The organism is Leisingera sp. S2M4 (assembly GCF_055398055.1).
On the sequence record NZ_AP040861.1, the window covers coordinates 2,343,648 to 2,364,809 of the forward strand.

The 21,162-nt window shown below is 64.9% G+C and carries 15 protein-coding genes; 6 read left to right on the forward strand and 9 right to left on the reverse strand.

What is annotated here, in order from left to right; translation table 11 throughout:
• Positions 1 to 12: 12 nt before the first annotated feature.
• The 4 genes from ACZ52D_RS11385 to ACZ52D_RS11400 all read right to left on the reverse strand — a co-directional run bounded on the left by ACZ52D_RS11385 (position 13) and on the right by ACZ52D_RS11400 (position 7,506).
• The gene (locus ACZ52D_RS11385) at positions 13 to 1,191 is read right to left on the reverse strand and encodes an HlyD family type I secretion periplasmic adaptor subunit (RefSeq protein ID WP_464441381.1); all 1,179 of its coding nucleotides are present in this window, start codon (positions 1,189 to 1,191) and stop codon (positions 13 to 15) included.
• Positions 1,188 to 3,575: an ATP-binding cassette domain-containing protein gene (locus tag ACZ52D_RS11390; protein WP_464441382.1), complete on the reverse strand. Its 2,388-nt coding sequence runs from the start codon at positions 3,573 to 3,575 to the stop codon at positions 1,188 to 1,190. The genes ACZ52D_RS11385 and ACZ52D_RS11390 overlap by 4 nt, the downstream gene beginning before the upstream one ends.
• Positions 3,572 to 4,861 carry a TolC family protein gene (locus ACZ52D_RS11395; protein ID WP_464441383.1) on the reverse strand — a complete coding sequence of 430 codons (1,290 nt, stop codon included), beginning with the start codon at positions 4,859 to 4,861 and terminating at the stop codon, positions 3,572 to 3,574. The genes ACZ52D_RS11390 and ACZ52D_RS11395 overlap by 4 nt, the downstream gene beginning before the upstream one ends.
• 98 nt (positions 4,862 to 4,959) lie before the next feature.
• Positions 4,960 to 7,506 (reverse strand): Ig-like domain-containing protein, encoded by a 2,547-nt coding sequence (locus ACZ52D_RS11400; RefSeq protein ID WP_464441384.1) that lies wholly within the window; start codon positions 7,504 to 7,506, stop codon positions 4,960 to 4,962.
• Between the two features lie 688 nt (positions 7,507 to 8,194).
• Here ACZ52D_RS11400 and ACZ52D_RS11405 point away from each other — a divergent pair.
• Genes ACZ52D_RS11405 through ACZ52D_RS11415 form a run of 3 tightly spaced genes read left to right on the forward strand, consistent with a single transcriptional unit; the run spans position 8,195 to position 12,986 of the window.
• On the forward strand, positions 8,195 to 10,129 hold the full coding sequence (locus ACZ52D_RS11405) for a PrkA family serine protein kinase (protein WP_464441385.1): 1,935 nt from the start codon (positions 8,195 to 8,197) through the stop codon (positions 10,127 to 10,129).
• Between the two features lie 18 nt (positions 10,130 to 10,147).
• Positions 10,148 to 11,485 carry a YeaH/YhbH family protein gene (locus tag ACZ52D_RS11410; protein ID WP_464441386.1) on the forward strand — a complete coding sequence of 446 codons (1,338 nt, stop codon included), beginning with the start codon at positions 10,148 to 10,150 and terminating at the stop codon, positions 11,483 to 11,485.
• On the forward strand, positions 11,472 to 12,986 hold the full coding sequence (locus ACZ52D_RS11415) for a SpoVR family protein (RefSeq protein WP_222455019.1): 1,515 nt from the start codon (positions 11,472 to 11,474) through the stop codon (positions 12,984 to 12,986). Before ACZ52D_RS11410 ends, ACZ52D_RS11415 begins: the two co-directional genes overlap by 14 nt.
• A gap of 115 nt (positions 12,987 to 13,101) precedes the next feature.
• Here the strand turns inward: ACZ52D_RS11415 and ACZ52D_RS11420 are convergent, their stop codons facing one another.
• On the reverse strand, positions 13,102 to 14,214 hold the full coding sequence (locus tag ACZ52D_RS11420) for an S-(hydroxymethyl)glutathione dehydrogenase/class III alcohol dehydrogenase (protein ID WP_464443133.1): 1,113 nt from the start codon (positions 14,212 to 14,214) through the stop codon (positions 13,102 to 13,104).
• Between the two features lie 357 nt (positions 14,215 to 14,571).
• Between ACZ52D_RS11420 and ACZ52D_RS11425 the strand changes: the two genes are divergently transcribed.
• Together ACZ52D_RS11425 and cueR are read left to right on the forward strand one after the other, a co-directional pair.
• Entirely contained in the window at positions 14,572 to 17,079 is a 2,508-nt protein-coding gene (locus tag ACZ52D_RS11425) for a heavy metal translocating P-type ATPase (RefSeq protein WP_464441387.1), read from the forward strand.
• On the forward strand, positions 17,076 to 17,465 hold the full coding sequence (gene cueR, locus ACZ52D_RS11430) for a Cu(I)-responsive transcriptional regulator (RefSeq protein WP_222455021.1): 390 nt from the start codon (positions 17,076 to 17,078) through the stop codon (positions 17,463 to 17,465). Before ACZ52D_RS11425 ends, cueR begins: the two co-directional genes overlap by 4 nt.
• A gap of 47 nt (positions 17,466 to 17,512) precedes the next feature.
• Here the strand turns inward: cueR and ACZ52D_RS11435 are convergent, their stop codons facing one another.
• The 4 genes from ACZ52D_RS11435 to pcaC are packed head-to-tail and all read right to left on the reverse strand — an operon-like array spanning position 17,513 to position 20,109.
• Positions 17,513 to 18,343, reverse strand: coding sequence for a 3-oxoadipate:acetyl-CoA acetyltransferase (locus tag ACZ52D_RS11435; RefSeq protein WP_222455022.1), 831 nt, complete (start codon positions 18,341 to 18,343; stop codon positions 17,513 to 17,515).
• A 16-nt stretch (positions 18,344 to 18,359) separates the two neighbouring features.
• Entirely contained in the window at positions 18,360 to 18,980 is a 621-nt protein-coding gene (pcaG, locus tag ACZ52D_RS11440; RefSeq protein WP_464441388.1) for a protocatechuate 3,4-dioxygenase subunit alpha, read from the reverse strand.
• Complete coding sequence (gene pcaH / locus ACZ52D_RS11445) at positions 18,980 to 19,708, reverse strand: protocatechuate 3,4-dioxygenase subunit beta (RefSeq protein WP_464441389.1); 729 nt, start codon at positions 19,706 to 19,708, stop codon at positions 18,980 to 18,982. The genes pcaG and pcaH overlap by 1 nt, the downstream gene beginning before the upstream one ends.
• A gap of 11 nt (positions 19,709 to 19,719) precedes the next feature.
• Complete coding sequence (gene pcaC / locus ACZ52D_RS11450) at positions 19,720 to 20,109, reverse strand: 4-carboxymuconolactone decarboxylase (RefSeq protein WP_369925546.1); 390 nt, start codon at positions 20,107 to 20,109, stop codon at positions 19,720 to 19,722.
• Positions 20,110 to 20,196: 87 nt separating this feature from the next.
• Here pcaC and pcaQ point away from each other — a divergent pair, with 87 nt between their 5' ends.
• Complete coding sequence (gene pcaQ, locus ACZ52D_RS11455; RefSeq protein ID WP_464441390.1) at positions 20,197 to 21,120, forward strand: pca operon transcription factor PcaQ; 924 nt, start codon at positions 20,197 to 20,199, stop codon at positions 21,118 to 21,120.
• The last annotated feature ends 42 nt before the right edge of the window (positions 21,121 to 21,162 follow it).

Consider the following 21,162-nt stretch of genomic DNA (forward strand, 5'->3'; position numbering starts at 1 on the left):
CGGCGTCCCCCGTCAGGGTTCGCGCAGCGCCTCGCGGGATTTGTACAGCGGTTTCAACAGATATTGCAGAACGGTTTTTGAACCGGTTTGCAGCTCGGCGGTGGCGCGCATGCCGGGGCGGATTTCAATCGCCTGCTGGCGTTCGGTGAAGCTGGCCTTGTCGACCCGCACGGTCACCCGATAATAGGGTTCGGCACGTGGGTTGCGCTCGTCTTCGAAGGTGTCGGCCGAAACAAAGTCCACCTTACCCTTCAGAGCCCCATAGATGGTGTAGTCATAGGCGGACAGCTTGATGGTGGCGGGCTGTCCCGGCTGCACGCTGGCGATGTCTTCGGGCCGCACGCGGGCCTCGACGAACAGCTCCTCACCCAGCGGAATGATCTCCAGGATTTCCTCGCCGGGGCGGATCACGCCGCCGATGGTGGTCACGGCCAGGCTGTTGACGATACCGGCCATGGGCGAGGTGATGACGGTACGGTTCAGCTGGTCCACCGCCAGTCGCTGCTCCTGGCGCAGGGTGGTGATTTCCCGCAGGGTTTTCGAGTATTCCTCGGCCTGTTCCAGTTCCGCCTGGGTGCCGATTTCATTGTATTTTGCCCGCGCATCGGTGGCGGCCTTGCGGGCCTTGTTGACCTCGATCAGCGCCACGATCTTCTGCTTGTAGAGCTTTTCCATGTTGGCCAGCTCGGCGTCGAGCTGATCCATGATCTGGCGCGCGCTTTCCCGACGGCTGGTAAAGTCCGTCTGCCGCGCGGTCAGCAGGCTGCGCTCCGAGGCGAGAATGTCGGGCGAGCGCTGCGCCAGCATGTCCGGTACGGTGAACTCGAAAGCGCCCTTCATCTGTGCTTCCAGGCGGTGGCGCTTGATCTCCAGCGCGTCGAGCTGGTTCTGCAGTTCATCGGCAGCGGTGCGGAATTTCGTATCCTGCAGTTTGGCCAGCACCTGGCCGGCGCTGACCACGTCGCCCTGGCGTACGTGCAGTTCGGCGAGGATGCCGCCTTCGAGGTTCTGCACGATCTGCGCGCGCGAGGAGGACACCACCTGGCCTTCGCCGCGCACGATCTCGTCGATCGAGGCAAAGGCGGCCCAAACCAGGAAAACCGCGACCACGGCCACCGCCAGGTAGATGATGCGGCTGGCACTGCGCGGGGTTTCTGCGGTGCCGTAGGGATCGTTGAGATCCATGGTCATTTGCCCTCTCCGGCGGCGAGATGTGCCAGCACCTGGTCGCGTGGCCCGTCGACCACCATCCGGCCCGATTGCAGGATCAGGGTGCGATTGGTCAACGCCAGGATCGGCATGCGATGGGTGGCGATGATCGCGGTGCGGCCCTCCAGCCAGCTCTCAAGGCGGCTGACGAGGGTGCGTTCCAGCGTCTGGTCGAGCGCCGCGGTGGGTTCATCCAGCAGCACCACCGAGGGGTTCTGGAGCCACAACCGGGCCCAGCCGATCGACTGGCGCTGGCCGATCGACAGGCCATGGCCGCCGTCGCTGATTTCCAGGTCCAGCCCCTTGTGATGGCTACGCACATGGGCGCCGAGGCCTGCGAACTCCAGCGCCTCCATCAGGCGGTCGTCGTCACGCTCCAGCTGGTTCAGGTTCAGGTTGTCGCGCAGGGAGCCTGCGAACAGGCGCACGTCCTGGCTGAGGTAGCCGATGCCCGCCCGCAGGTCGCGCGGATCGATCTGCGCCATGTCGGTGCCGTCCAGCAGGATGCGGCCGCGGTCGGGCGCATAGAGACCCGACAGCAGCTTCAGCAGCGTCGACTTGCCGGAGCCGTTGACGCCCAGCACCGCAACCCGTTGACCCGGCGTGATGACGGCGGCCTGCACATCGACGGTGGGGGCGGCGTCATCCTCGTAGCGGAACAGGATTTCGCGCAGCTCGAAGCGTCCCTGGATCTTCTGGCGGCGCAGGTAGGTGCGTTCCTTGTCCTTTTCCTGCGGCGCGTTGGCGATCGCGTCCAGACCCTCGAGTGCCGCCTTGACGTTGCTCCAGCGGGCCAGGGTCGCGGCGAACTGGGTCAGCGGGGCGAGGGTGCGGCTGGTCAGGATGCCGGTGGCGATGATGGTGCCGACGGTGAACTCGCCCGCAAAGACCAGGAGCGTGCCCAGCACCACGGCCGTGATATAGGTCGCCTGCTGCACGCCTTGCGACCAGTAGGTGAGGGCGCTGGAGAGTTTGCGTTGCTCGGTCGCGGAATGGGAGGACAGCGTGTTCAGCTCGTCCCAAAGCCGCAGCACCCGCTCTTCGCCGCGCTGGGTCTTCACCGTGTCCAGCTCGGTCACCACCTCATGCAGCAGGCGGCCCGCCTTGGCATTGGCGCCCTGTGTCTGGCGGGTGTAGGCGATCATCTTCTTTTGCATGAAATAGGCAGGCAGCAGCATCAGGATGCCGCCGATGACAATGACCCAGACCACCGGCCCCGCGATCGAGGCGACGAGGATCAGGAACACCGCGATGAAGGGGATGTCCGCCAGCGTCGAGATGGTGGAGGAGGTGAAGAACTCCCGCACCGAGCCGAAATCCCGCATCGCGGCAAACAGGCCCGAGGGCGGCAGCGGTTTCTTGTCGGAGCGCATGCCAATCAGGCGGCGCATCAGGTTGTGCTGCACCGAAAGCTCGATTTGCCGTCCGGCCGCGTCGGTCAGCCGGGCGCGCGCCAGCTTCAGCATCGCTTCCAGCGCAATCGCCAGAAAGGCGCCGATGGCCAGAACCCAGAGGGTTGCATGCGACTGATGCGGCACCACGCGGTCGTAAACCTGCAGGCTGAACAGCGCAACGGACACTGCGAGGATATTCGCCACCAGCGAGCCCAGCATGATCTCGCCCACCTGGCGGCGGTACTTGGGAAATTCGCTCCAGAACCAGTGGCCGGGGTCGATTTGCGGCGTATGGCGCGCGGCCATCTGGCTGAGAGACGGGCGGGCCGAGAGCACGGTGCCGGTGAAATAGGGGGCAAATTCGCCCAAGGTCACCTCGGTGCGGTTGTCGGCGCAGGAGGTGTCATAGATCGTCAGCACATCCTCGGCCTGGCTGAGCACCAGCACGCATTGGCCGCCGGACATCACCGCCAGCGCAGGCCACAGGGCCGGGGTCAGGGCCTGTTTTTCGAGGATTTTCGGCTGCAATCCCGTGGATTGAATGGCCTTTGCCAGGGTGTGCAGGGACAAGTCGCCGGGCGTTTCACGCCACAACAGCGCGGCAATGTCACTGACCGGAACTTCACTGCCCTTGAGCGCGGCGAGGGTGGCGATCAGGCTGGCGCGGTGCTGGATGCGGGCCGCGGCCCCCTCGAGCAGGGTGCCGACCTCGGGCTGGGCGTCCTGGGTGTTTGGCTTGGCGGCTGGGCTCGCGGCGGATCTCGCCTCGGCGGTTGCCTGGGCCGATGCGGTGGCATCGAACGGCGCCCGTGCGGGCGCGAAGGCCGCGCCGGGCGGTGGGGCAGGCGGTATGGTAGCGGGGCGAGACTGGCCCGAGGGCGCTGCCGCTCCGGAGGAGGGGACGGCACGCAGCACCGGCTTTTTACCGGTGGCGGGTGCCGAAGGGGCCGGTTTCTGCGGTTTGTCGGTCAAATCTTGTCCCCATCGGCCAGCAGGCCCAGATCGCGGGCCAGTTGCAGCTGGATCAGCACCGCCTCGTATTTCGCGTCGATATAGGCCTGTTCGCGGCGGACCAGTTCCTCGTACACTTGGATGACTTCCATGACCGGGCGCTGACCGGCTTCGAACTGCTTCTGGAACAGCTCATAGGTTTCGCGGCTGCGGCGCACCAACGCGGCGGTCTCGGCTTCCTGCCGCTGCAGAGAGGCGATCTGCTGCATCTGGCGGCTATAGGTGCGCCGCGCCGCTTCCTCGGCCTCGCTCACCTGGCGCTTGGCGGCTTCCTTGGAGGCTTCAAGCGCCTGCATGGCTGCCGGTGTGCCCAGCCCCAGCGGTTGCGCCATGTCCAGCGTCAGCCCGGCGCCAGAGCCATCGGTGGTGGCATTGCCCGCAGCGGAGATTTGCGGCAGCAGTCCGGCGCGCCCGGCCTTGGCCTCGGCAATCGTGCGGTTCGCTTCGGCGCTGGCTTTCAGCACCGAAAGGAACTGCGCCTGCGATGGCGGTGTCGCGATGTCCAGATGCGTCGCCGCGCGCTTGAACTCTTGTCCGGTCATCGCCTGCAGTTCCGCGCGGGCGGTGGCGGCATCATCGCGGGCGGTGGCGGTCGTGGTGCGGATGCCACTGATCTTGCTGTCGACGACGTTCAGATCGGAATGATCCGAAACCCCGCCATCAACGCGGCCCTGCACGATGCGGCGGAACTCCTGCATGCGGCGCAGGGCGCGTTCGCCATAGGCGGCCTTTTCGTCACCACGCAAGGCGGCGACGTAGAGGCCGACGGCCGTTTCCACCCGGCCATTCATGTCCTGCGACAGGTTCACGGCGGCAACTTCAACATCGGCAGCGGCGAATTCCCGTTCCGCCTTGCGTCGACCGTTGTCGAACAGAACCTGTTCGATCAGCAACCCCGCGACCACGTCACCCAGGTCGGTCAGGCTGACGGAAGGGCCAAGGGTCGGCAGCCAGTTCTTGGAGGCGGCTTCGGCGCGCAGTTTGGCGCTGATCAGCTCGGCCTCGGCGGCGCGGGCCGAGGCGGCGAGCGCGGCTTCGGCGACCTCGCCAAAAGCGCTGTCAGACGACAACAGCGAACGTCGCTCCAGCAGTGTCTGGATCACCTCCGACTGCGCCGTGCCGGTCTGGGCGAAGTTGCTGCGGGGCGCGGTGTCCGGGTTGTCCTTCGAGGCGAACAGGCCGGTTTGCGCACAGGCCGACAGGCTGCACGTGACTGCGATGGCGCATAGAAAGCGTCCCGGTTGCATCCTGCCCCTTGCCTGTTTGATCCGCGTTTGGCCCGGCGGTTTTTGTTGCTGTCTGGCGGTGCGGCCCGGCATCCGCTGGCGGGCGCCGGGCCAAAGGCTCAGATCACGGTATTGATGTCTTCGTCCACGATCACCGTCGTGCCACCATCGCCGAGGGTATAGACGTTGTAGGTCTCCTCGTTGATGGTCTGGGTGCCGGTCTTGGTGGCTCCGCTGATGGTGAGGGTGTCGTTGTCGGACCCGTGCACGACAAGAGTGTCCGAATTGCCCGAGAGGGCGTTGATGTCGGCTTCTGTCAAGGTCAGGCTGGCGTTGTCGGAGTGATCGAGGTTCAGCTCGTCGATGTTGAACTGCGACAGGCCTGCCTGGCTCAGCACGTCTGCACCTGCACCATCGTCCAGCACGACCAGCGTGCCGGAGCTGTTGCCGGCGTCGTCCACGCGGTTCAACACCAGTTGCGAGCCGTCCGGCACATCCGCATCGAACTCGAACAGCACCCGGCCGTCGGCCAGGTCGGTCTGGGTGCCGCTGATGGTCGAGACGTTTCCGGTGCTGGTCAGCTCATGCACCGTGTCGCCCGCGGCGAAATCGTCGCTGAAGAAGGCGCTGGTGGATGTGCCCGCGCTGATCACCTTGCCGATGTCGGGCGCGGAATAGTCGGTGTCGACGCTGAAGCTCTCGGTCAGGGTCTGGGTGTTGCCCGCCGCATCCGTGGCGACGATCGTCGCCGAGGTGTCATAGGTGCCCTGCGCCAGTTCGCCGGAGGCGAAGGTGGCGCTCCAGTTACCGCTGGCATCCACGGTCGCCGCATGGGTGACGCCCTGAATTGTGACCTCGACGGTGGAGCCGGGCTCCACGGTGCCGGTCAGGGTCAGTCCTGCGGCATGTTCGGCCAGGTTCAGCACGTCGTCGGTGGTTTGCTCCGGCGCGGCGGTGAGGGGGGTAACCTCGGTGTCGATCGCCAGCGTGTCGGTGATTGTCTCGCTGTTTCCCGCCGCATCGGTTGCGGTGACCACGACGGCGGCGTCATAGCTGCCTTCGGGGATGTCGCTTGCCGCAAAAGTGGCGCTCCAGTTGCCGCTGGCATCCACGGTGGCCGTGGTGGTGGCGCCCCCCAGCTGCACGGTGACGGTGGAGCCGGGCTCCACGGTGCCGGTCAGGGTCACGCCATCGCTGCGCTCGGCCTGGTTGACCACGTTGTCGCCCTCGATGTTCCCGGAGGCCAGGGTCAGCGGATCGACGAGGGTATCGACGCGCAGGCCCGCGGTCGTGGTCGCGCTGTTGCCGGCCGCATCGGTGGAGGTCACGGTGACCGTGGTGTCATACTCGCCCGCGGGCAGCGAGCCCGCTTCGAAGGTGGCGCTCCAGTTGCCATTAACGTCGACGGTGGTGGTGCGGGTGACGCCCTCCACGGTGACGCTGACCGCGGACCCGGCCTCGCCGGTACCGGTCAGGACCAGCCCGGAGGCGGCTTCGGTGCTGTTGAGAATGTCGTCGCCACCGGCCTTGCCGCCATCGATGGACACGGCGGTGGTGGTGTCGACACGGATGGTCCCGGTGGTGGTTTCGCTGTTGCCGAAGCTGTCGGTCGCGGTGACAGAGACCTCCGCATCGTATTCGCCGGCGGCGATTTCGGTTGCGGCGAAGTCGGCGCTCCAGGTGCCGGCGTCGGTGGCGGTCACCGTACGGGTCACCCCCTGAAAGGTGACTTCGACGGTGGCGCCGGCCTCGGCGGTGCCGGTCAGCGTGACGCCATCCGCGGCCTCGGCTGCGTTGATCATGTCGTCGCCACCGGCCTGGCCTGCGTCGATGTCGACGTCGACAACGGTGTCGATCACCACGGAGGGGCCGTCGAGATCGAACTCATAGCCATCCGGGTCGACCACATGCACGTCGACATCGTAGTTCCCATCGACAGGCAGCTCATCCACCGGAATCGAGACACCCCAGGTGCCATCGTCCTCGACGGTGGTGGTCACTTCGGTGGTGCCGACGGTGACGGTCACGTCCGAGCCGGGCGCGCCGGTGCCGGTGATCACGACAGGGTCGGTGGTGGAGCTGGAAACCGGGTGCGTTGCGTCAGGGTCGTCGACGGTCGGGTAGATGCCGCTCGGCGGACCGTCGCCATTGCCGCCGCCACCACCACCGCCGCCGCCGCCACCGGCGAGAACAGCCGCGCCGGCCACACCGGCTGCCGCCGCGCCAGCCGCGCCGAGGCCACCGAACAGCGGCGCTGCCAAGGGTGCTACAACCGGCTCGATGCGGTCGACGTCCAGGAACACCATTTCGTCATAGGCGCTCCACTTGCCGGTCAGGTCCAGCGGCTCATAGGTGGCAAACAGTATTCCGCCGGATTTGTCTTCCAGCACCACTTCGATGAACTGGCCTTCCTCGCTGAGGAACAGATTCTTGGAACCGGTCTGACCGAAGGCGTAGAAATCCTCCAGCACCAGCTCCTGACCGTTGGCCAGGGTGATGTGCAGGTTGCTGCCGTGGCGGGCATAGCTTTCGACGTCCGCCGGGTTGAGGTTCAGCGAGATGTCCTTGGCGCCTGCGGCCTGAATGCGCGCGGGGTTGCCTTCGGAAGAATTCCCATGCTGCGTAGTGCCCGCCATGTTGCGGGTGATATATGCGACAGTGCTCATGTTTACCGCTCATCTGTTCGCTACGCCGCCGGGGAAAGCCCGTCCGCGCCGCGTGGTTGCGTTGCCTGTGTATTGCCCATCGACCGTCTGATGCGGCCATTTAGGGGCCATAATGTGACGAGTTTGGCCATGCTGTCCAGTGTTGCAATGCCGTGAAAGGGGGCGTTTTGGGCGCAACCGTGTCCTGACTGCCGCAGATTCTCTAAGGTTTATTGCGCTTTTTGCGATCCTTTGCGCTCGGATGCCGCGAGATGACGGCGCGTCGGAATCAGGCCGCGCTCGGGCCCAGCCAATCGTGGTACGCCCTGTGGGGGAGGCGTTTGCGAGCCGTTGATGCCGCGTTGCAGCGTGGTCGCGGGGGCAGGCTGATCGCTGCAATGTGAGGAAAATTTCCCGCAAAAGTTTCTGGCAATTAATTAAAAGTACACCACTTTCAGATAGTATGAAGTTCGTAATTGGTGTAAGCTCGAATGTAAGTAACATGACGCCGAGAGCCCTGGCATGCCGGGCCCAAGCCGCCGCCAAGAGCGGCTAGCCGGACGTAAAGAGCCAGCAGCGGCGCTGAGCAGAAATCAGAATTCTAACACTGACGCGGACACCCATGCCCACGTGCTGGGCACTCTCTGTCCGTGCGCGAACCAGAACGCCAGGAGGACCGGCGCCAGCTAACCAGGAGGCTTGATCCACGATGAAAGACATTGCCGAACTTTTTGCAGAGCAGTACGGCGAAACGCGCGAGCAGGAAATGCCGCTGCAGGAGTATCTGAACGCCTGCCGCGACGATTCCAGCCTCTACGCGAACGTTGCCGAGAGGATGCTGAAGGCAATTGGCCAGGAGGAGTTGATCGACACCTCCAAGGACGCGCGGCTTGGACCGATCTTTCAGAACCGGACGATCAAGCGCTACAGCGCCTTCCACGATTTCTACGGTATGGAAGACACGATCGAGCGGATCGTCGGCTACTTCCGCCACGCGGCGCAGGGATTGGAAGAGCGCAAGCAGATCCTCTATCTCCTGGGGCCGGTCGGCGGCGGCAAGTCCTCGCTGGCGGAGCGGCTGAAGCGCCTGGTCGAGGACCAGCCGATCTATGTGCTGAAGGCAGGCGATCAGATTTCGCCGATCTTCGAAAGCCCGCTGGGCCTCTTCGACCCTCTGCGCATGGGCAAGGTCCTGGCGGAAGAATACGGCATCGCACAGCACCGGCTGCCGGGGCTGATGTCGCCCTGGGCGGTGCAGCGACTGGATGAATTCGACGGCGATATCAACAAGTTCTCCGTCGTCAGAATGTATCCCTCGCGGCTGCGCCGGATCTGTGTCGCGAAGGTGGAGCCGGGCGACGAGAACAACCAGGACATCTCGACCCTGGTTGGCAAGGTCGACATCCGCCAGCTGGAGCATTTCAGCCAGGACAATCCGGACGCCTACAGCTTCTCGGGCGGGTTGAACCGGGCGACCCAGGGCATCCTGGAATTCGTCGAGATGTTCAAGGCGCCGATCAAGATGCTGCACCCGCTGCTGACGGCGACCCAGGAAGGCAACTACATGGGCACCGAGAGCTTTGGTGCGATCCCGTTCAACGGTCTGATCCTCGCCCACTCGAACGAGAGCGAATGGCAGAGCTTCAAGAACAACAAGAACAACGAGGCCTTCATCGACCGGGTGTCGATCGTCAAGGTGCCCTATTGCCTGCGGGTGTCGGACGAAACCTCGATCTACCAGAAACTGATCGAGAACAGCGAGCTGCGCGATGCGCCCTGCGCACCGGAGACGCTGAAGATCCTCAGCCGCTTCTCGGTGCTGACGCGCCTGAAGCCGCATGAGAACTCGAACCTCTATTCCAAGATGCGGGTCTATGACGGCGAAAGCCTGAAGGACACCGACCCCAAGGCCAAGACGGTGCAGGAATACCAGGACCGCGCCGGGGTGGACGAGGGCATGAACGGCATCTCGACCCGCTTTGCCTTCAAGGTGCTGTCGACCACCTTCAACTTCGACACCAACGAAGTGGCGGCGGATCCGGTGCACCTGATGTATGTGCTGGAACAGATGATCAAGCGCGAGCAGTTCCCGCAGGAAACGGAGCAGAAGTACCTGGAATTCATCAAGACGGAACTTGCGCCGCGTTATGAGGAATTCATCGGCAACGAAATCCAGAAGGCGTACCTCGAAAGCTATACCGAATACGGCCAGAACGTCTTTGACCGCTACATCGCCTATGCCGATGCCTGGATCGAGGAGCAGGACTACAAGGATCCCGACACCGGCCAGCTTTACAACCGCGAGGTGCTGGATGCGGAGCTGTCGAAGATCGAAAAGCCGGTCGGCATCGCCAATCCCAAGGACTTCCGCAACGAGGTGGTCAAGTTCGCCCTGCGCCACCGCGCCAACACCGGGTCGAACCCGGCGTGGAACTCCTACGAGAAGCTGCGCGACGTGATCGAGAAGCACATGTTCTCGCAGGTGGAGGAACTGCTGCCGGTGATCTCCTTCGGATCCAAGAAGGACAGCAAGACCGAAAGCAAGCACCAGGAGTTCGTCGAGCGGATGCGCGGCCACGGCTACACCGACCGCCAGGTCCGGCGTCTGGTCGAATGGTACATGCGGGTCAACAAGGCGGGCTAAAGAGGAGCGCTGTGCAACATGCATCATTTCATCGACAGGCGCGCCAATCCAAAGGGCAAGAGCCTCGGGAACCGCCAGCGGTTCCTGCGGCGGGCCCGCGAGAATATCAAGGAGCGCGTTGACCAGTCGGTCCGGGGCAAGTCGATCCAGAACGGCAGCGGCGTCCCGGATGAAGGCGAGAAGGTCACCATCCCCACCCGGGGGCTGAAAGAGCCGCGGTTCTTTCACTCCTCCAAGGGCGGGCTGCGCCGCCATGTTCTGCCCGGCAACAAGGATTTTGTTGTCGGCGACACCATCAAGCGGCCGCAGGGCGGCGCCGGGGAGGGCGGTCGCAAGGCCTCCGAGGACGGCGACGGCGAGGACGAGTTTTCCTTTACCCTGACGCAGGAAGAATACCTGGAGATCCTGTTCGACGGGCTGGAACTGCCGGACCTGGTCGAAAAGGCCACGGTGGAGACCGAAACCATCGGCACCCGCCGCGCCGGGCTGACCACCGCGGGCACGCCCAACAACCTCAACCTCGTGCGCACCATGCGCAACTCGCTGGGCCGCCGCATCGCGTTGCAGCGTCCCACCACCAAGTCCCAGCGCGAACTGGAAGACCAGATCGCCGAGCTGGAGGCGCTGGAGGAGCGCACCCCGCCGCAGGAAGAATTTCTGGAGACGCTGCGCAAGAAGCTGGAGGGCATCATCCGCAAGCGCAAGGTGGTGGGCTACATCGACCCGCTGGACCTGCGGTATGACACCTTCGTGCCGGAAAAGATCCGCAACTCCCGTGCGGTGGTGTTCTGCCTGATGGATGTCTCGGGCTCGATGCAGGAACGTGAAAAGGATCTGGCGAAACGCTTCTTCCTGTTGCTGCACCTGTTCCTGGAGCGCTGCTACGAGCACACCGAGCTGGTGTTCGTGCGCCACACCCACCACGCGCAGGAGGTGGATGAGGAAACCTTCTTCTACGCCCGCGAAACCGGCGGCACCATCGTGTCGACCGCGCTGGAGAAGATGAAGGAAATCATCGAGGAACGTTATCCGCCGGACGAGTGGAACATTTACGGCGCGCAGGCGTCGGACGGCGAAAACTTTGGCAATGACTCGGTGCGCTGCAAGAACCTGCTGCTGAAGGATTTGCTGCCGGTCAGCCAGTTCTACGCCTATCTGGAGATCGTCGACGAGGCGGCGGAGATGCTGCTGAACAACCCCGAAGCAGGCGAAGACCTGTGGCAGAACTACCGCGAGGTGAAGGCGCAGGCGCATCATTTCGAGATGCAGCGGGTGTCGCAGCCGGGCCACATCTATCCGATTTTCCGGGAGTTCTTCCTCCCCAAGGTGAAAGGGGCGCAGAATGCAGGCAGCTGAAAAGGCGCGCAAGCCGTTGTTCGACGGGCCGGAATGGACCTTTGAGCTGATGGAAAAGGCGCGCGACGCGATCGAGGAGATCGCGCTGGGCGACCTTGGGCTGGATGTTTATCCCAACCAGATCGAGATCATCTCGGCCGAGCAGATGCTGGATGCCTATTCCTGCGTCGGCCTGCCGCTGATGTACCAGCACTGGTCCTTCGGCAAGCATTTCGCCCGCGATGAGGCGCTCTACCGCACCGGGCGGCAGGGGCTGGCCTATGAGATCGTCATCAATTCCAATCCCTGCATCAGCTACAACATGGAAGAAAACACCATGGCGATGCAGACGCTGGTGATGGCGCACGCGGCCTTTGGGCATAACCATTTCTTCAAGAACAACTACCTGTTCCAGCAGTGGACCGACGCGGCGGGCATTCACGACTATCTGGCCTTTGCCAAGAACTACATCGCCGCCTGCGAGGAGCGTTATGGCCTGTCGGCCGTGGAGGAGGTGCTGGACGCCGCCCATGCGCTGCAGTCGCAGGGGGTGTTCCGCTACGGTCGCCCGCCCAAGCCCACCAGCGAGGAGCTGGCTGCGATGCAGAAGGTGCGCGAGGGCTATGAGAGCGGCCAGAGCGTGCTCGACATCTGGACCGACAGCACCATGGGGCGCAACACGCTGGAGGCGGTCGAGGACAGCTCCTATGCGGCGCGGCGCAAGCTGATGAATTTGCCCCAGGAAAACCTGCTGTATTTCCTGGAAAAGCACAGCCCGGTGCTGGAGCCCTGGCAATGCGAGATCCTGCGCATCGTGCGCATGCTGGCGCAGTATCTGTATCCGCAGAAACAGACGAAGGTGATGAACGAGGGCTGCGCGACCTTCGTGCATTACTACATCATCAACAAGCTGTACGAGCAGGGCCAGATCACCGAGGGTGCCTATATGGAGATGCTGCACAGCCACACCAACGTGGTGATGCAGCCGGAATACGACGATCCGCGCTATTCCGGAATCAACCCTTATGCGCTGGGCTTTGCGATGATGCAGGACATCCGCCGCATCTGCGAGGAGCCCACGGACGAGGACCGCGAGTGGTTCCCCGACTTTGCCGGCAATCCCGACTGGCGCGGCGTTCTGCGCGATGCCTGGGCGAACTACCGCGATGAAAGCTTCATCCAGCAGTTCCTGTCGCCGCATCTGATCCGCAAATTCAAGCTGTTTACGCTGACGAATGACGCCGACCTGCCCAATCTGGTGGTCAGCCAGATCCACAACAGGGCCGGCTACAAGGCGATCCGCCGCGATCTGGCCAAGCAGTATGATCTGGCCTTTCTGGAGCCGGACATCCAGGTCACGGATGCCGACCTGCGTGGCGACCGAGAGCTGAAGCTGACCCACACCGTGCGTGACGGTATCCACCTGGACGAAGACGATCAGGAAGAGGTGCTGAAACACCTGCGCCGCCTTTGGGGCTATGACGTCAGCCTGGACGCCGTTGAGGCGACCAGGGAGGGGTAAGGTCGAAGGGCAGGGGGCGGCAACCGCCCGGGAGTGTGGCCCGCTCCGACAGGACAGAAAAGAAAAACGCAGGCCGCCCGGCCTGCGTTTTCCCGTTTCAATGTTTAGGCGCGGATCAGAATTCCACGACCGCGCGGATCGATTTGCCTTCGTGCATCAGCTCGAAACCCTCGTTGATCTGGTCCAGCGTCAGCTTGTGGGTGATCATCGGGTCGATCTCGATCTTGCCGTCCATGTACCAGTCGACGATCTTGGGCACGTCGGTGCGGCCCGATGCGCCGCCGAAGGCGGTGCCTTTCCAGACCCGGCCGGTGACCAGCTGGAAGGGGCGGGTCGAAATCTCGGCTCCGGCAGGTGCCACGCCGATGATGATGCTCTCGCCCCAGCCCTTGTGCGCGGCTTCCAGCGCGGTGCGCATCACGTTGACGTTGCCGGTGGCGTCAAAGGTGTAATCGGCGCCGCCCTTGGTCAGCTCGACCAGATGCGCCACCAGATCGCCCTCGACCTCGGCCGGGTTGACGAAATCGGTCATGCCGAATTTCTCGGCCATTTCCACCTTGCCCGGGTTCAGGTCGACACCGACGATCTGGTCGGCGCCCGCCAGCCGCAGGCCCTGAATCACGTTGAGGCCGATGCCGCCAAGGCCAAAGACGATGGCGCGGCTGCCGATTTCCACCTTGGCGGTGTTGATCACAGCACCAATGCCGGTGGTGACGCCGCAGCCGATGTAGCAGACCTTGTCGAACGGCGCGTCCTCGCGGATCTTCGCCAGCGCGATTTCCGGCACCACCGTGTGGTTGGCGAAGGTCGAGCAGCCCATGTAGTGGTGGATCGGAGTGCCGTCGAGCATCGAGAAGCGGGTGGTGCCGTCCGGCAGCAGGCCCTGGCCTTGGGTCGAGCGGATCGCCTGGCAGAGGTTGGTCTTGGGGTTGAGGCAGTATTCGCACTCGCGGCACTCGGGCGTGTAAAGCGGGATCACGTGGTCACCGGGCTTCAGCGAGGTAACGCCTTCGCCGACCTCGACCACCACGCCCGCGCCCTCGTGGCCCAGGATCGCCGGGAAGATCCCCTCGGGGTCGTCGCCGGAGCGGGTGAATTCATCGGTGTGGCACAGGCCGGTGGCCTTGATCTCGACCAGAACCTCGCCCGCCTTGGGGCCTTCGAGGTTCACGTCCATGATTTCAAGCGGTTTGCCGGGGGCAACCGCAACGGCGGCACGGGTGCGGATCATGATGGCTATCCTTCGTCTGTCATACGGTGGGCCGACCGCCCGCGGGGCGGGTCGGGAATTTTGCCAGCGGCGGGGACACAGCGGCCGGATGACCCAGCGTTACATTTGCGGCCGACCCCACGCAAGCATTCCCCGGCACTCTAGCAGCGCAGCAGGCCTGCGCTTTGCGCCGAATGCGACGGCTGGCCCTTCGTCCGCGCCATTTCGCGGCGACGGCTGGCCAATCGCCTTGGTTTGCAAACAGTTAGAAGAAAGTTTCCAGTTTTGGGAAGGAATCTGCATCAGGGCTCTTGACCTTCCTCTCACTGGAAGCCTCATATCTCCTGTCACAGCATCTAGACCAGCAGGTTTGCCATGACAGAACTCAGCACATATTCACTTCAGGTTACCGGGCTCAGCTGTGCGGGCTGCGTCGGCCGGGCGGAACGCGCCCTGGCCGGGGTGGAGGGTGTCAGCGCCGCCTCGGTGAACCTGGCCAATGCATCCGCGCACGTCGAGGCGGCACCGGATGTGCCGCTGGCGGCGCTGACCGATGCGCTGGCCACGGCCGGTTATCCGGCAGCACAGAGCGAGGTCACGCTGCGGATCGAGGGCATGACCTGCGCGTCCTGCGTGGGGCGGGTCGAACGCGCGCTGCAGGCGGTGCCGGGGGTGGTTTCGGCCAGCGTCAACCTGGCGACGGAAAGCGCGCAGGTGACGTACCTGTCCGGCGTGACGCAGATGGCCGAGCTGATGCGCGCCGCCGACGGGGTCGGCTATCCCGCGCACCTAGCCGAGGAAGCGGCGGATGAGGCCGCGCAGGCGGACCAGCGCCGCCGCGAGGAAACCGCACGGCTGTCGCGGCAGGTTCTGCTCGCGGGCCTGCTGACGCTGCCGGTCTTTCTGGTGGAAATGGGCGGTCACATTGTGCCCGCGCTGCACCATTGGGTCGCCGCCAACATCGGCATGCAGAACAGCTACCTGATGCAGTTCGTTCTCACATCCATCGTGCTGGCGGGGCCGGGGCGGCAGTTCTACACCAAGGGCGTGCCTGCACTGTTGCGCGGCGCACCTGACATGAACGCCCTTGTGGCGCTGGGCACGGCGGCGGCCTATGGGTTCTCGGTGGTCTCCACCTTCGCACCGGGTCTGCTGCCCGAAGGCACGGCCAACGTCTACTTCGAGGCCGCGGCGGTGATCGTGGTGCTGATCCTGACCGGCCGTTACTTGGAGGCCCGCGCCAAGGGCCGCACTGGCGCCGCGATCCGCAAGCTGGCGGGGCTGCAGCCGAAGACGGCGCTGGTGCTGCGCGACGGCGTGGCGGTGGATGTCCCGGTTGCGGAAATCACCACCGGCGACGTGATCCGCACCCGTCCGGGGGAGCGCATCGCGGTGGACGGTGAAATCGTCTCCGGCAGCTCCTACGTGGATGAGAGCATGATCTCGGGTGAGCCGGTGCCGGTAGCCAAGGGCGCAGGCGACGAGGTGACGGCCGGAACCGTCAATGGCAACAGCCTGTTGGAATACCGCGCGACCCGAGTCGGCCAGGACACGGTGCTGGCGCAGATCATCCGCATGGTGGAGCAGGCGCAGGGCGCCAAGCTGCCGGTGCAGGCGCTGGTCGACCGGATCACCCTGTGGTTCGTGCCCGCGGTGATTGCGGTCGCGGCGGTCACGGTGCTGGCCTGGGCGTTGTTCGGCCCGGCACCCTCCCTGCCGCTGGCGCTGGTGGCCGGGGTCTCGGTGCTGATCATCGCCTGTCCCTGTGCGATGGGGCTGGCGACGCCGACCTCGATCATGGTGGGCATCGGCCGGGCCGCGCAGATGGGGGTGCTGTTTCGCAAGGGCGACGCGCTGCAGCGGCTGCAAGAGGTCAAGGTGATAGCGCTGGACAAGACCGGCACCCTGACCGAAGGCCGCCCGGCGCTGACCGAGCTGATCTGCGCCGAAGGCTTTGATCGGGCGCAGGTGCTGCGGCTGGCGGGCGCGGCAGAGACCGGTTCCGAACACCCCATCGCCCAGGCCATCGTGGCCGAGGCAGGCAGCGATCTGCCGCCGGTCGAAGCCTTTGAGGCGATCCCGGGCTATGGCCTGCAGGCGAGTGTCGAGGGCCGCGATGTTCTGGTCGGCGCTGCCCGGCTGATGGCGCGCGAAGGCATCGAGCTGGGCTCTCTGGCGGCAGAGGGGCAGCGGCTGGCAGAACGCGGCGAGACACCGTTGTTTGCGGCCATCGACGGGCGCGCGGCGGCGGTGATCGCGGTCTCCGACCCGATCAAGGCGGGCACGCCCGCGGCGATCCGGGCGCTGCATGCGCAGGGGCTGAAAGTGGCGATGATCACCGGTGACGCCGAACCCACGGCGCGTGCGATCGCGGCGCGGCTGGGCATCGATATCGTGCGGGCCGAATGCCTGCCTGCGGACAAGGTTGCCACCATCGAGGCTTTGCGTCGTGACCATGGCGCGCTGGCCTTCACCGGCGACGGCATCAACGATGCGCCGGCGCTGGCGGCGGCGGATGCAGGGATTGCCATCGGCACCGGCACCGATGTCGCGATCGAGGCTGCGGATGTGGTGCTGGTCTCAGGCGATCTGCGTGGCGTCGTTAACGCGCTGACGGTCAGCCGTGCCACCATGCGCAACATCCGCCAGAACCTCGGCTGGGCCTTTGGCTACAACGTGCTGCTGGTGCCGGTGGCGGCAGGCGTGCTGTATCCGTTCGACGGGGTGATGCTGTCGCCTGCGCTGGCGGCGGGCGCGATGGCGCTGTCCAGCGTTTTCGTACTGTCGAACGCCTTGCGCTTGCGCCGCCTGAAACCTGCTATAGATGTGGAGGAGGTCGGCGGATCCGCCGACCGTGAGACACAGCAGGAGGCGCGTGCATGAACATCGGGGACGTATCCAGCCGCTCTGGCCTGCCGGCCAAGACGATCCGCTATTACGAGGACATCGGGCTGATCCGGCCGCACCGCAGCGCCAATGGCTACCGCTGTTTCGAGGAGAAGGATCTGCACAAGCTGGCTTTTCTGGGGCGGGCGCGGGCGCTGGGCTTCACCATCGAGGACTGCCGCACGCTGCTGGCCCTCTATGAGGACGACAGCCGCGCCAGCGCCGATGTGAAGCAGCTGGCGCTGGAGCATCTGTCCAAGATCGAGGCCAAGATCGCGGATTTGCAGGCGATGCGCGACACCCTGCGCGAACTGGTCACCAGCTGTGCCGGAGACAATCGGCCGGACTGTCCGATCCTCAAGGATCTGTCCGGCGCCGAGTAGGTTCCGCGTGAAACAATTCCCCGGCCCTTCGGTGGGCCGGGCAGGGATCAGGGCATGCGCAGACCCAGGATCTCACGCGCCTGTTGCCAGGTCGCCACGGGGCGCTCGTATTTCTCGCACAGTTCCACCGCGCGTTTCACCAGCGCTGCATTGGACGGCGCCAGCGTGTCACGGTCCAGCCGCATGTTGTCCTCCAGCCCGGTGCGGGTGTGGCCGCCTGCGGCGATGGACCACTCATTGACCTGGATCTGTCCGGCCCCGACACCGGCACCGCACCATTCGGCCTCGGGGGCCAACCGCTGCATGGTTTTCACGTAGTAGTCGAACACGTCGCGGTCCACCGGCATGGCGTTCTTCACGCCCATCACGAACTGCACGTAGAGGGTGCCGGGAATGCGCCCGTCGCGGTTCATTTTCACCGCCTGGTGAATGTGCGACAGATCGAAGGCCTCGATCTCGGGCTTCACCTCGTAGGTGCGCATCTCACCCGCCAGCCAGTCGACCAGATCGGGTGAGTTCTCATAGACCCGCGTCGGGAAGTTGTTTGACCCCACCGACAGCGAAGCCATGTCGGGGCGCAGGCTCAGCATGCCGCCGCGTTCGCGCCCGGCGCCGGAGCGGCCGCCGGTGGACAGCTGCACGATCATGCCGGGGCAGTGCTTGTGCAGGCCTTCCATCAGCCGCGCGAATTTCTCGGGGTCCGAGCTGGGCGTCTGATCGTCGTTGCGCACGTGGCAGTGCGCAATCGTGGCACCGGCTTCAAACGCCTCGTGGGTGCTTTCGATCTGCTCCGCGATGGTGACCGGCACCGCCGGGTTGTTGGCCTTGGTCGGAACTGATCCGGTGATGGCCACGCAGATGATGCAGGGCTTTCCCATCGGTCTATCCTCTTGTCTAGATGTCAAAGAATACGGTTTCGCCATCGCCCTGCAGGCAGATGTCGAAACGGTAGGTCACGGCGCCACCGCTCTCGCTGCGGCGGGCGATCAGGGTCTGGCGGCGGTGTTCCCATTCGATCAGGTTCAGCACCGGGTCGGCGGCATTGGCCTCGGCCTCGTCCTCGAAGTAGAGCCGCGTGTTCAGGCCGACATTGATGCCGCGGGCGACGATCCACAGGTTGATATGCGGCGCCATCAGGCGGCCGTTGCGCCCCGGAACCGTGCCGGGCTTCACGGTGTCAAATCCCCATGTGCCGGTCTCGAAATCGGTGATGACACGGCCCCAGCCGCGAAAGCCGTCCTCGACCTCGCCGGGATGTTCGGGATGGGCGTAGATGCCGTTTGCATTGGCCTGCCAGGCTTCCAGCAGCACGTCCTTTACCGGCGCGCCGGTGCCGTCGGTAACCACGCCTTCGACGCGGATGCGTTCGCCGCCGGCGTTGGGGCCTGCGATGTCCCAGCCCAGTTCCCGCTCATAGATGTCAAACCCGGCAGCCCCCGGCGCGAGGCCGATGTGGACATAAGGCCCGGCGGTCTGCGACGGGGTTTCCTTCAGGTACTCAAACGGGCGCATCATCAGTTTCCCTCCGGCCGGTTTTCGAACATGGTCGAGCGCCGCCCGCGCAGCACGATGTCGAAGCGGTAGGCGATGGTGTCCAGCGGGATGGTGGCGTTCATGTCGAGCCTCGCAATCAGCATCTCCACCGCCTGCGGATCGGCAATCGACTGGACAATCGGGCAGCGCGAGATCAGCGGGTCGCCCTCGAAATAGAGCTGGGTGATCAGCCGCTGGGCAAAGGCCGTGCCAAAGACCGAGACATGGATATGCGCGGGCCGCCAGTCGTTCACCCGGTTGCGCCAGGGGTAGGCGCCGGGTTTCACGGTGCGGAAGCTGTAGCGCCCTTCGTCGTCGGTCAGCACCCGGCCGCAGCCGCCGAAATTCGGGTCCAGCGCGCCGAGGTAGCCGTCCTTCTTGTGGCGGTAGCGGCCAGAGGCATTCGCCTGCCAGATCTCCACCAGCGTGCCCGGCACGGGGCGGGCGTTCTCGTCCAGCACCCGGCCATGCAGGATGATGCGCTCGCCGATCGGGCTTTCGCCGGGCTTGGCGAAGTTGGTCAAGAGGTCGTTGTCGCCCGCGTCGATGTCCCCGTGGCCAAAGGTCGGCCCGGTGATCTCGCTTGCGGTGTTTTCGAGACTGATCAACGGCAGCCGTGGCGACCGCGTGACCGAAGTCTTGTAGGCGGGGGCGAGGGCGGGCGGATGCCAGTCCCTGTCGCGCTGGTAGAACTCTCCCTGATCGGACATCTGTGGCTTCCTCATTGCTCGGCTTCGGCGGCCATTTCGGCATAGGTCTGCTTGGCCAGTTTCAACGCGTGATTGGCCCGCGGTACCCCAGCATAGATCGCGACGTGCTGGAAGGCTTCGATGACATCGTCCTGGCTGGCGCCGGTGCGGGCGGTGGCGCGGATGTGCATCGGAATCTCCTCGAAGTTGCCGGTGGCCGCCAGCAGCGCCAGTGTCAGCATCGAGCGCTCGCGCCGGGAGATGCGGTCGGAGGCCCAGACCGTGCCCCAGGCCGTCTCGGTGATCATCTCCTGAAAGGGGCGGTCGAGCGGCGTGGCAGCGGCGGTGGCCGCGTCCACATGGGTGTGGCCCAGGACCTCGCGGCGGACCTGCATGCCCCGGCTATAACGATCTTGCGTCATGGTGGTCTCCTTGCTTGGGAGAAATATTGCATAACGAACGCGTTCTGTATAATGCTGAGTGATCCTTTAATTGATATCGAATTTATTATGAGAATACCTTCTGCACTGAAGCTCCGCCACCTTGAGGTTTTTGTCGAAGTGGCCCGCAAGATGAGCGTGACGCAGGCGGCGCAGGCCCTGGGCATGAGCCAGCCTGCGGTGACCCGCATCCTGCGCGAGCTCGAGGAGGTCTGCGAAAAACCACTGGTGGAAAAGCAAGGCCGGGGTATCCGGCTGAGCGGCTATGGCGAGCTGTTCTGCGATCACGCCGCGCGCAGCCTGGCTTTGGCGCGGGACGGGGTCGCGCTGCTGCGCGGCATGGGGGAGACAGATGGGCCGCGCGTCGCCATCGGCGCCTTGCCGACGGTGGCGGCGGACCTGGTGCCCGATACCTTGGCGCGGCTGCGCCAAGAGGGCGCGCCGGGGCGCTTTCAGGTGACGTCGGGCGACAATCAGTATCTGATCGACCTGCTGCGCAAGGGAGAGCTGGACGTTGTGGTGGGGCGGATGCCCGCGCCGCGGCACATGGCCGGGGTCACCTTCGACCCGCTGTACCGCGAGCGGGTGGCGGTGGTCGTGGCGCAGGATCACCCGTTGGCGGGGCTGGAGCAATTGCCCGCCTCCGCGATGGAGGATTATCCGGTGCTGCTGCCGTCGGAAGGGTCCATCATTCGCCCGTTCGTGGAGCGATTGTTCCTGGAGCTGGGGCAGCCGATGCCGCGGTTTCCGATTGAAACGGTGTCATCGACCTTTGGGCGGCGGTTCGTGCTGGCGCATCGGGCGATTTGGGTCATCAGCCACGGCGTGGTGCGGCCTGACTTGGCGGCGGGGAACATGGTTGCGCTGCCGCTGGACACCGGCAGCACCCTCGGGCCGGTGGGGCTGTGCAGCCGCAGCGAGCATCAACTTTCGGCAGCGGCGCAGCGGTTCTGCCGCCTGCTGCGTGAGGCGTGTGTCGAACAGGGATTGTAACAACCGCTGCGCCTGCGGCGGCTGTGGGCCTGCCTGCCGAGG

Bases quoted from the DNA above. Each gene is read 5' to 3' on its own strand.
- ACZ52D_RS11405 (WP_464441385.1), top strand. From the start codon at position 8,195: ATGAAAGACATTGCCGAACTTTTTGCAGAGCAGTACGGCGAAACGCGC.
- ACZ52D_RS11425 (WP_464441387.1), top strand. From the start codon at position 14,572: ATGACAGAACTCAGCACATATTCACTTCAGGTTACCGGGCTCAGCTGT.
- pcaC (WP_369925546.1), bottom strand. From the start codon at position 20,109: ATGACGCAAGATCGTTATAGCCGGGGCATGCAGGTCCGCCGCGAGGTC.
- ACZ52D_RS11400 (WP_464441384.1), bottom strand. From the start codon at position 7,506: ATGAGCACTGTCGCATATATCACCCGCAACATGGCGGGCACTACGCAG.
- ACZ52D_RS11410 (WP_464441386.1), top strand. From the start codon at position 10,148: ATGCATCATTTCATCGACAGGCGCGCCAATCCAAAGGGCAAGAGCCTC.
- ACZ52D_RS11435 (WP_222455022.1), bottom strand. From the start codon at position 18,343: ATGGGAAAGCCCTGCATCATCTGCGTGGCCATCACCGGATCAGTTCCG.
- ACZ52D_RS11395 (WP_464441383.1), bottom strand. From the start codon at position 4,861: ATGCAACCGGGACGCTTTCTATGCGCCATCGCAGTCACGTGCAGCCTG.
- ACZ52D_RS11415 (WP_222455019.1), top strand. From the start codon at position 11,472: ATGCAGGCAGCTGAAAAGGCGCGCAAGCCGTTGTTCGACGGGCCGGAA.
- ACZ52D_RS11385 (WP_464441381.1), bottom strand. From the start codon at position 1,191: ATGACCATGGATCTCAACGATCCCTACGGCACCGCAGAAACCCCGCGC.
- pcaQ (WP_464441390.1), top strand. From the start codon at position 20,197: ATGAGAATACCTTCTGCACTGAAGCTCCGCCACCTTGAGGTTTTTGTC.
- pcaG (WP_464441388.1), bottom strand. From the start codon at position 18,980: ATGATGCGCCCGTTTGAGTACCTGAAGGAAACCCCGTCGCAGACCGCC.
- cueR (WP_222455021.1), top strand. From the start codon at position 17,076: ATGAACATCGGGGACGTATCCAGCCGCTCTGGCCTGCCGGCCAAGACG.
- pcaH (WP_464441389.1), bottom strand. From the start codon at position 19,708: ATGTCCGATCAGGGAGAGTTCTACCAGCGCGACAGGGACTGGCATCCG.